This is a genomic window from Lutibacter sp. A64 (assembly GCF_022429565.1).
Classification (GTDB): domain Bacteria; phylum Bacteroidota; class Bacteroidia; order Flavobacteriales; family Flavobacteriaceae; genus Lutibacter.
In genome coordinates, this window is record NZ_CP092487.1 from 3,365,328 (window position 1) to 3,375,552 (window position 10,225).

Annotated in this window: 7 protein-coding genes and 1 tRNA gene; 4 read left to right on the forward strand and 4 right to left on the reverse strand. The window is 27.6% G+C overall.

Going from position 1 to position 10,225, the window contains the following annotated elements; genetic code table 11:
* Window positions 1-106: 106 nt before the first annotated feature.
* From MKD41_RS13770 to MKD41_RS13785, 4 genes are read right to left on the reverse strand one after another with little or no spacing between them, the layout of a single operon-like run.
* On the reverse strand, window positions 107-3,532 hold the full coding sequence (locus MKD41_RS13770) for an efflux RND transporter permease subunit (RefSeq protein ID WP_240242914.1): 3,426 nt from the start codon (window positions 3,530-3,532) through the stop codon (window positions 107-109).
* 25 nt (window positions 3,533-3,557) lie between these two features.
* Window positions 3,558-4,691 (reverse strand): efflux RND transporter periplasmic adaptor subunit, encoded by a 1,134-nt coding sequence (locus MKD41_RS13775; protein ID WP_240226366.1) that lies wholly within the window; start codon window positions 4,689-4,691, stop codon window positions 3,558-3,560.
* An 11-nt stretch (window positions 4,692-4,702) separates the two neighbouring features.
* Window positions 4,703-6,043: a TolC family protein gene (locus MKD41_RS13780; RefSeq protein ID WP_240242915.1), complete on the reverse strand. Its 1,341-nt coding sequence runs from the start codon at window positions 6,041-6,043 to the stop codon at window positions 4,703-4,705.
* Window positions 6,043-6,651, reverse strand: coding sequence for a TetR/AcrR family transcriptional regulator (locus MKD41_RS13785; RefSeq protein ID WP_240242916.1), 609 nt, complete (start codon window positions 6,649-6,651; stop codon window positions 6,043-6,045). Before MKD41_RS13785 ends, MKD41_RS13780 begins: the two co-directional genes overlap by 1 nt.
* A 159-nt stretch (window positions 6,652-6,810) precedes the next feature.
* On the opposite strand from MKD41_RS13785, the gene MKD41_RS13790 reads away from it, so the two are divergent.
* The 4 genes from MKD41_RS13790 (at window position 6,811) to MKD41_RS13805 (ending at window position 10,057) form a co-directional block, all read left to right on the forward strand.
* A complete protein-coding gene (locus tag MKD41_RS13790) occupies window positions 6,811-7,782 on the forward strand; it encodes a polyprenyl synthetase family protein (RefSeq protein ID WP_240242917.1) in 972 nt (323 codons plus the stop codon).
* Entirely contained in the window at window positions 7,782-8,132 is a 351-nt protein-coding gene (locus MKD41_RS13795) for a hypothetical protein (protein ID WP_240242918.1), read from the forward strand. Before MKD41_RS13790 ends, MKD41_RS13795 begins: the two co-directional genes overlap by 1 nt.
* Window positions 8,133-8,281: 149 nt before the next feature.
* A tRNA-Ile gene (locus MKD41_RS13800) sits at window positions 8,282-8,355 on the forward strand.
* 199 nt (window positions 8,356-8,554) lie between these two features.
* On the forward strand, window positions 8,555-10,057 hold the full coding sequence (locus MKD41_RS13805; protein WP_240242919.1) for an AraC family transcriptional regulator: 1,503 nt from the start codon (window positions 8,555-8,557) through the stop codon (window positions 10,055-10,057).
* Window positions 10,058-10,225 lie beyond the last annotated feature (168 nt).

Sequence of the window (10,225 nt, forward strand, 5' to 3'; positions counted from 1 at the left end):
TTGAGAGTTTACAAATTCATAAATAGATTTTTTTCATAAAAAAAACCTGAAATATACACATTTGAAATGTTCATATTTCAGGTTTATATTATTTTTTAATATAAAATTATTGTTTTCTTTTAAGTCTAAATTTTAGATTGTTTAACATAGAATACATTATTGGAACAATAACCAATGTTAAAAATGTAGCAAAGGTTAAACCAAAAATAATAGTCCAAGACATTGGTCCCCAGAACACCACATTTTCTCCGCCAATATAAAATTGAGGGTCGAATTCAGTAAACAAGGTCATAAAATTAATATTAATACCAATAGCTAAAGGAAGTAACCCTAAAATGGTTGTAATGGCTGTTAATAAAACAGGTCTTAAACGTGTTTTTCCACCTTCAACAATACTTTCGTAAATAAGTTCTTTTGTTAAAGCTCCAGGTTCTAAACCTTGTTCAGATCTTTTGCGTACCATTATTAAATTGGTGTAGTCAATTAAAACAATTGCGTTATTTACCACAATTCCTGCTAAGGAAATAACACCAATCATTGTCATCATAATAACAAATTCCATATTAAAAATAATTAAGCCAAGTAATACACCAATTAAACTTAATAGTACAGAAATTGAAATAATTACAGGTGTAGAAGTTGAATTAAATTGTCCTACAAGAATTAAAAATATTAAGAAAACTGCAATAAGAAGCGCTTTACTTAAAAAGGCCATTTCTTCGGCTTGAGATTCTTGTTCACCGGTAAACGAAATGGTAATACCTTTTGGCAAGGTATAGCTTTTTAAAGCATCTTTAATTTGATTATTTACATCGGTTGGATTGTAGTTTTCAATTACATTAGATGAGATTGTAATAACCCTATTTAAGTCTTTTCGTTTTACAGCACTAAATGTAGAAGAGGTTTCTGCATGTGCTACAGAAGATATAGGGACCTGTACAATTTGTCCATTACTTGCGTTTCTAAAAGTAATTTTCTGATTGATAAGTAAATCCTTATTGTAACGGTATTTGTCCATTAAACGAATGTTAATCGGATAATCATCTTCACCATCTTTAAACGTAGAAACTTCTTTTCCAAATATTGAAGTTCTTAAAGCATCTCCAATTTGACCGGTAGAAATATTTAGCCTTCTAGCCTTTTGACGGTCTATAATAATTGGCATTTCAGGTTTTCCTTGTTCTACATCTAATTTTAAATCTTCAATTCCTAAAATTGTTGTTTTGTTTATAAATTGACGAATATCATCAGCGGTTTCTAGTAATTCTTCATAATTATCTCCAGCAACTTCAATATTAATTGGAGCACCAGCTGGCGGTCCATCTGCAGGTCTATCAACAGTAATATTAACACCAGGAATTTCTTTTAATAAGTTTCTAATGTCAATTAAAACGTCGTCGGTTTCCACGCCACCTCTTTCTATAAATTTTACAAAATCTACAGTAATACGAGCTTTATTTGGAGTAGTTCCACCTTGCTGACCTTGATTTGGGTCGCTTGTACCTTCACCAACCTGACCAATAAGAGAAGTTATAAGGTTATTTTCACCATTAACTTCATATTTTTTTAAATATTCTTGAATTCTATTTTCTACTTCAATAGAAAGTTCGTTTGTTTTTTCAATGTCTGTTCCAATTGGATATTCTAAATAAACGTATACTTGTTTTGGAGGTGTTTCTGGAAAAAATAGCACTTTTGGTGGAAATGCTGCAAATAACATAAAAGCAAAAATTAATAAACCAAATGTTGCTACAAAGAAATAACCAGGTCTTTTTTTGTATAGTACAAATTTGAGAGTTTTCTCATACATGTATTCTAAACGAGGCAGAAATTTATTTTGAAACCAAGTAGTGGCAGGGGTAAGTAGCTTAGTGTTTATAATTCTTAGCAAACCTGCTAAAACTAATAGTAATCCAAAAGCATTTAATCCTCCAGATTTAATAGTAAGCCCTGCAATTATGAACAATACTCCAAATGCAAAAATTACGGAACTAAAAATTAATATTTTTTTAAAATTAACTTCATCTTCTTTAATTTTCATATATACTGAAGTTAACATTGGGTTGATAACCAAAGCAACAAATAAAGAAGAAGATAGCACTATAATTAGTGTAATTGGTAAATAGCGCATAAATTCTCCCATCATACCTGGCCAAAATGCAATTGGCAAAAATGCAGCAAGCGTAGTAGCCGTTGAAGCTATAATTGGCATAGCAACTTCACCAACACCATATTTTGCAGCATCTATGTTTGAATAGCCTTCATCTAGCAATCTATAAACATTTTCTACAACTACAATTCCATTATCTACCAACATTCCCAATGCTATTACTAACGAAAATAATACCATGGTATTTAAGGTTACACCTAATGCATTTAAAATTATAAACGAAATAAACATAGACAAAGGAATGGCAATACCTACAAACAAGGCATTTCTAATTCCAAGGAAAAATAATAAAACTAAAACTACTAATATTATTCCTAGAATAATGCTGTTTTCCAAATCGGCAACCATTGTTTTGGTGTCGTTAGTTTGATCGTTGGTTTTAGAAATATATAAGTTCGATGGAAAGTAATTTTCTTGTGCTTTAGCTATTATTTCATCTATTTGAGTAGAGGCATTAATTAAATTTTCACCACCTCTTTTAGTTACATCAAGCATAACTACTGGTTGTGAAAATTCACGTGCATAACTTTCTTTTTCTTGTTCTTTAAAGTTAACTTGTGCTATATCTCTAAGGTAAACAATGTTATTGTTTTCTTGTTTTACAATAATATCTTCAATTTCTTCAGCAGACTTAAATTCACCAACAATTCGTACATTTCTTCTAATTCCATTTTCTAGTAAATCTCCACCTGAAATGGTCATATTCTCGTTTTGAATAGCCATTGCAATATCATTAAAGCTGATTTTAGAAATTTCCATTTTGTATAAATCAACACTAATTTCCATCTCTTTATCTTGAATACCACGGATATCAACTTTAGAAATTTCTGGAACTTTCTCTATTTCATCTTCTAAATATTCTCCATATTCTTTAAGCTGATCCATAGAAAAATCTCCTGATAAATTAATATTCATTATCGGAATTAATTCTGCAAAGTTCAATTCTTGAACTGTTGGATCTGCAGGTAAATCGGTAGGGAAATCTTTATCAGACTTAGCAGCATCAACTTTATCTTTTACTTTTCTAAGGGCTTCAGTAGGCGTAACGCTAAAATCAAATTCTACTTGAATAGATGAAAATCCTTCAATAGATGTAGAGATTATTTCTTCAACTCCAGAAATACCATTTATTTCCTTTTCTAACGGACGAGTAATTAGTTTTTCAATATCTAAAGCAGAGTTTCCAGGATATGGAGTTGCAATATAAATTTGAGGTACAACAATTTCGGGAAAAGATTCTCTAGGCATGCTTTGGTACGAAAATATACCAGCCAAAAAAATCATTACTATAATTACAAACACAGTCATTTTGTTGTGAATTGACCATGTAGAGAGTTTAAATTCTTTTAATACTTTGCTCATTATAATGTCTGTTAGTTAAATGATTTTAATTTGTACGTATTTCTACAATATCTCCTTCTTTTATTAGACGAGCTCCAGCGTTTGCCAATACATCATTTTCGCTTATTCCTTCAGTTACAAATACATTGTGTTGGTATTCGTTAGTTATTGTAATTAAAGATTTTACAATTTTGTTTTGACCGTTTTCATTTTTAATTATAAAAACATAATCTGCTCCTGTTTGGTCTTGTTGCACTAAATTTGAAGGTATTTTAATTCCAGTAGCTTCAAAATCTAATATTTTTAAATCGGCCAATAAATTTGGTTTAATACTTTGGTCTTTGTTAGAAATATTTATACGAGTTTTAAAACTTCTGTTATCAGGATTAATATAATGTCCAATTTGAGCAATTTCTGAAGTTATTTCTTTATTAATTGATGGGAAGTTTAAAACAGTTTCTGTGCCAATTTTAATTACTGGTAAATAAGACTCTGTAATTTCGGCTTCAACATATACTTTGTCTAAGTTTATTAGGCGAATAACAGGCATTTGAGGATTTGTAAGTTCTCCATTTTTAGGGAAAATTTCGTCTACAATACCACTAAAAGGTGCAATAACTTTCATTTTATTGGCTTGTGTTTTTAGTGATGCTAAATTGTTTTCTAAACTTTCTTTTTGGGCTTTTGCTTGTAAATATTGCATTTCTGAACCAATTTTTTGATTCCAAAGACGTTCTTGACGTTCAAAAGTAGTTTTAGCTAAATTTAATTGTGTAGTAAGCTCATCTATACTGTTTTTAATAGATACATCATCTAATTGAATTAACAGTTGTCCTGCCTTAACTTTTTGACCTTCTTTTACTAATATTGAGCGTACTGTACCTCCTAATTCTGGACGAATTTCAATGTTTTTATCGGCTTGTACCACACCTTGAATTTCAATATAATGTTTAAAAACTTCATTTTTAACGGTAAAAGCAGTTACCACTGGGTGTTTTTTATTAGGGTCTATTTTTGTAATTTCATTTTCTAATGCTCTTAATTCATTTGTTAAACTGTCTATTTTTTTAGTTATTACTAAATGCTGTGCGTTCAAATCTTCTAATGTAGATTTATTGGTTTCTTCACCACAAGAAATTGTTACAATTGATGCTATAATTAATGCTATGTATTTTTTCATTTTGATTTATTTTAGTTGATTGAGATGTTTAATGCGTTGTCTAATGCGGCTTTAGTTGCAATAACATTTAGCATTGCTTGTAAATAATTTTGTTGCATGGTATATAATTGTCTTTGGGCTTCAGTTAATTCAAAACTTGTTGAAATACCTTCAAAAAATTTAATTTGTTGTTTATTTTCTATACGTTCTGCCAATGCTAAATTTTGTTTAGAAGTTTCTAGTTCTTCTAAACTATAGTTGTACTCTGTTTTTGCAGATTCTAATTGAAGTAATAATTTTTGTTCTGTTTCTGTTAAGTTTGTACGGGCTTTTTCTAATTCAATTTTTGCTTGTTGTGTTCTAGAACTTCTAGCTAAACTACTAAAAATAGGTATTTTTAAACTTACACCTAGCAATGAAGAATCGAACCATTGTTGATCTTTTTCTAAGAAATCGAAACTTTCACCATAACCAGCATATCCAAAGTTAATAAAACTACTTAATGTTGGTAGTGCTTTGCTTTGTTCTAGTTTTACTAATAATTCGTTTGATTTTTCGGTGTTTTTAGCAATTTTAAAATCAATATGATTTTCTATGGTTAATTCGGTTGAAAGTAAGCCTAAATTTGTATTTTTTTTAGAAAGACTACTTAAAGAATCTGTTAATACAACTGTTTTATTGATATCTAGTCCTAAAGTAATATTCAACATTTTATAAGCAATGTCTTTTAATTTTTTAGTTTTAGAAAGTTGACTTTTAATGGTAGCAAGAGTTATTTGTAGCTGTTCTACATTTTCTTCTTCAGTAAAACCATTTGCATATATTTGTGTTGTTTCTTCTAAGTTTTTTTCTAGCGTAATTATGTTTTTTTCTATAATTTTTATGCTTTCTTCACTTAAAAGTACATTTCCATAGGCGTTAATAACAGCTTCTCTAATACCTAAATCTGTTTTTTCTTTAGCATTTTCAGAAATTTGTAGGTATACTTTTGCAGACTGTAGTCCAACTAAATAAGAACCATCAAAAATTAATTGGTTTAAGGTTGCAGAAGCATTCATATTATGTTTTGTTCCAAATGCAATTTCAGCAAATTCACCTTCATTACCACCAAAAAATTCAGCTGGAATTAACGAAACTTGTTGTTTAATCCAATTTTGATAGTCTAGAGTAGCACTTATTTGTGGTAATCCAATGGTTGTTGTTTCCCATTTTTTCTTTTTTGCAGCTTCAATATCTCTAGAAGCATTTATTGCTGAATAACTATTTTCCATTGCATAACTTATTGCTTCATCTAAAGAAAGTGTAATGTTTTCTTGGGCAGTTAAATTAATACTTAACAGTAATGCAAAAATTAGTAATATACTTTTCTTCATTATGTAATTGAGTTTTTATCTAATTGTTCTTCTAAAATTTTTAATCCTTTTAATGTTGCAATTGCTCTAATATGATATTCCAGTGCTTTTAATTCTAACTTATTGATTGTGTTTTTGTTATAAGTGTGTAGATTAGTGTCGTGCACACTCATCATTAGTGAGAAATAAAATTTTGTTGTTAATTCTTTATCAATATTTTTTCTGTAAATTTCTTCTTCAATACCTTTTTCAATATTTTTTAGAATACAATCTTTAAACATTGAAAATTCATTTTTAATAATTTTTAAATGTATTTTAGGGTAATATTTTTGAAGCTGATACATTGGCGAATTATCTGCATGCTCAAATACTTTTGAAAAAATTTTTTTAATTTCAAAGTTTTCTTGAATAGCATTATATTTTTTATCACAAACACACATTACCGTGTTGTGTACCATTTCATGAAAATAACTAATAGTGTTTTCTACAAGTTCTACTTTATTTTTAAAATGCTTGTAAATTGTCTTTTTTGAAATAGCTAAATCATTGGCAATATCATCCATAGTAACACTTTTAAAGCCATACTTTAAAAATGATTCTCCTGCTTTTTTTATAATTTCTTCTTTCATTAGGAACGATTCCTTTTTTAAATTGCGTGCAAATATAGAAAAGGAAACTTTAGAAACAAAAAAAGTTTTCTAAGTATTAACAATTTTATAACATTCAAAAAAATATATGGATTATTAAATGTTAATTCAAAGCTGTATTTTTACAAAAAAATAGATTAAATGGATGTAGTTGCTACTTATAAAGAAGATTTTATTAGTTATTTAAATAAAAAAATTAAGGTAAAAGAGCCTGTAAATTTATACGAACCAATACATTATATTTTGCAGATAGGAGGTAAGCGTTTACGTCCAATTTTAACAATTATGATCTGCGATTTATTTGAAGGTAATACTGAACAAGCCTACGATGCGGCTTTAGCAATTGAGGTTTTTCATAATTTTACGTTAATACACGACGATATTATGGATAGTGCTCCAATTAGAAGAGGTAAAGAAACTGTTCATACAAAATGGGATGTGAATACCGGAATTTTATCTGGAGATGCTATGATGATTTTAGCATCGCAATGTTTTAATAAGTATGAACCTGAAATTTTTAAAAAATTACTGCTTTTATTCAATAAAACTGCTTTAGAAGTTTGTGAAGGACAACAGCTAGATATTGATTTTGAAACCAGAAACGATGTAAGTATTACGGAATATATTAAAATGATTACTTATAAAACATCTGTTTTAGTTGCAGCTGCAATGAAAATGGGTGCTATTATTGCTGATGTTTCTGATAGTGAAGCCGAAAAAATATATAATTTTGGTTTAAATCTAGGTATAGCATTTCAATTGCAAGACGACTTTTTAGATACCTTTGGTGATGCAGCAACTTTTGGAAAACAAATTGGAGGTGATATTCTTGAGAATAAAAAAACATTTTTATATCTAAAAGCTTTAGAAGTTTGTAATAAAGAAGATTTAGAGAAATTATTACACCTATATAATATAGAGAGTAAGTCCGAAACTAAAATAAAAGAAGTAACAGCTCTTTTTAATAAGTATAATATTGTTGATATTACAAAAAGTGAAATAGAAAATTATACTGAAGGTGCATTTGTAACTTTAGAAACGTTAGCTATTTCTGATGCTAAAAAACAACTATTAAAAAACTTTGGATTAAGTTTAATGAAGCGAAGTATTTAATGTTAAAATTAAAAAACTTAATAGTATTACAAGAAGCTGTTGAAACTAAAAATTTAGAGCTAAAATTAATAGAACAGCTTAATAAAGATTTTCATTTAAGTGGAATTTCAAAATTTTTTGATGTAACTAGTTCTTTTGAAAATTTAAAAGATGAATTGTCAGTAACACTTTTAAATCTTATACAATTTAAATACGATGATTATTTAAATTTAATATACCGAATTGATCTTTCAGAAAAAGAATTGGCAATTATTACCAATAGTAATTTAACAGATGTAGTAAATCAGCTTGTATTTCTTATCTTGAAAAGAGAGTTTCAAAAAATTTGGTTTAAGCAATACTATAAATAGCTGTTTTTTACAATGCATATAATTTAACTGAATATTTGGTAATCAAAACATTATAAGAGCAGTTAAAAGTTAAATAATTATTATTTATTAAAAAATGTAAAAAAGTGTTGTACATAAAATAAAAAGTAGTAATTTTGCACCCAGTTTTAGGTCCCATAGCTCAGCTGGTTAGAGCACCTGACTCATAATCAGGGGGTCCTTGGTTCGAGCCCAAGTGGGACCACTTTTATAAAACTCTAAACCTTACATTTCTTTAGATTTGTAAGGTTTTATTTTTTTAAAAAATTTAGTTTATCCGTAGCCAATAATTTAAAGAATTAATTATCTTTGCTATGCTAACTCATACATTATTATAGGTCTTTATTTGTAAAACATACTTTTACAAGTAATTTATTGTTTTAATAATTTTATTTAGCTAATTAATGCGTTTTTTTTTACTCTTATTATTAATTCCTTATTTGGTTTTTTCGCAAACCAATACCGACATTCAATCTAAAAAATTTGATTCTATATTCTACCAAGTTGCAGTAAATATATCTTCTGCAAATCCTACAAAAGCATTATACTTAGCAGATTCTCTTTCTATATATGCTGATAATGAACAACAAAAAATAAAATCGCAAATACTTTTTGCTGATATTTTAGCAAAGCAAGAAAAAAAGGGGGAAGCGATTAATAAACTATTAGAAGTTTTAGAAATTGCTAAACAAGAAAAAGAATATGCATATCAAGCCAGAATTTATGGTTTTTTATCTACCCTATACAGAGATATAGGTTTTATAGATAAAGGTAGAAATTTTATAAATAAAGGTATGAAGGTTAGCGATTTTATTTCTGATAATGATAGAAGGTTAAAATATATTGCATTGTGTAATCAAGAATTAGCTGAATATGCATTTGACGAAAAAAATTACAATAGAACTATAGAATATTTACATTTAGCTAATCTTACGTTTGAAAAAGAAGAAAATTTAGATCACAGAAACTTTGTATTGGCTACTACGCACGAAATGTTAGGCCATTCGTATGATGCTTTAGAAGTACGAGATAGTGCATTAGCGTATTTTTCAAAGGCTAATATTTTTATAAATAAAGCTGGAGCGGGTAGTTCAATTTGGGCTTCTTCTATTTACCATGGTTATGGAAAAGCTTTTCTAAAATTCAAAAATATTGATAGTGCTGGTGTATATTTAAAAAAAGCACTTGCAATTTCAGAAAAAAGTGAAAATCCAAATTTAAAAGAGCAAGTTTTTAAAAGTATTTCCGAATATTATAATCAAATTAAACAATTAGATAGTTTTACAAAGTACAATATCAAATATATTACTCAATTAAATGAGAATACAAAAAATAAAAAATTAATAGTAAACAGTGCATATAATGCACTTAACATAAATTCAAATAAAAGTGATGTTGTACCCAAAAGTGATAATTATATAGTTATATTTTCGGTTTTAGCTATAGCACTATTAATTTTTATGTATTTAAAAACAAAAAAAATATTCTCTAATACAAATAATAAAACTCTTATAATTGATAATAGTAAAACAACAGATATTGTGCTTCCTAAAAAAACAGAGGAAGATCTTGTTGAAAAATTAAAAGAGTTTGAAGCTTCCAATGGCTTTTTAGATAAAAACATGTCTTTGCCAACTCTAATAGGTTTGTTAAATACAAATACTAAATATTTTAGGAATTTTCTTAAAAATTATAAAAATACAGATTATACCCACTACATTAATAATTTAAGAATAAATTATATTAAAAATAAGCTAACTACAGATAAAGCTTATTTAAATTATAAAATAAGTTATTTGGCAGATGAATGTGGTTTTTCTTCTCATAGTAAATTTTCTGCATGTTTCAAAGATATAACTGGATATAGTCCTTCAGAATTTATTGAAGATATTAAAAACTCCAATTAATTTTATTCTCTACTTTCAGCTTTTAATTAATGTCTCTTTATTAAGTAAGTTTAAGCAACCTTCTGTGTTTTAATTTTTATTCTAAAGCCTTATATTCAATTCATAATATTTTATACTAGTATTAGTATATATCTTTTCTGTTATTCATTAAAATTTCAACAAGTGTAA

Bases quoted from the DNA above. Each gene is read 5' to 3' on its own strand.
- MKD41_RS13785 (WP_240242916.1), bottom strand. From the start codon at position 6,651: ATGAAAGAAGAAATTATAAAAAAAGCAGGAGAATCATTTTTAAAGTAT.
- MKD41_RS13775 (WP_240226366.1), bottom strand. From the start codon at position 4,691: ATGAAAAAATACATAGCATTAATTATAGCATCAATTGTAACAATTTCT.
- MKD41_RS13795 (WP_240242918.1), top strand. From the start codon at position 7,782: ATGTTAAAATTAAAAAACTTAATAGTATTACAAGAAGCTGTTGAAACT.
- MKD41_RS13770 (WP_240242914.1), bottom strand. From the start codon at position 3,532: ATGAGCAAAGTATTAAAAGAATTTAAACTCTCTACATGGTCAATTCAC.
- MKD41_RS13780 (WP_240242915.1), bottom strand. From the start codon at position 6,043: ATGAAGAAAAGTATATTACTAATTTTTGCATTACTGTTAAGTATTAAT.
- MKD41_RS13790 (WP_240242917.1), top strand. From the start codon at position 6,811: ATGGATGTAGTTGCTACTTATAAAGAAGATTTTATTAGTTATTTAAAT.
- MKD41_RS13805 (WP_240242919.1), top strand. From the start codon at position 8,555: ATGCGTTTTTTTTTACTCTTATTATTAATTCCTTATTTGGTTTTTTCG.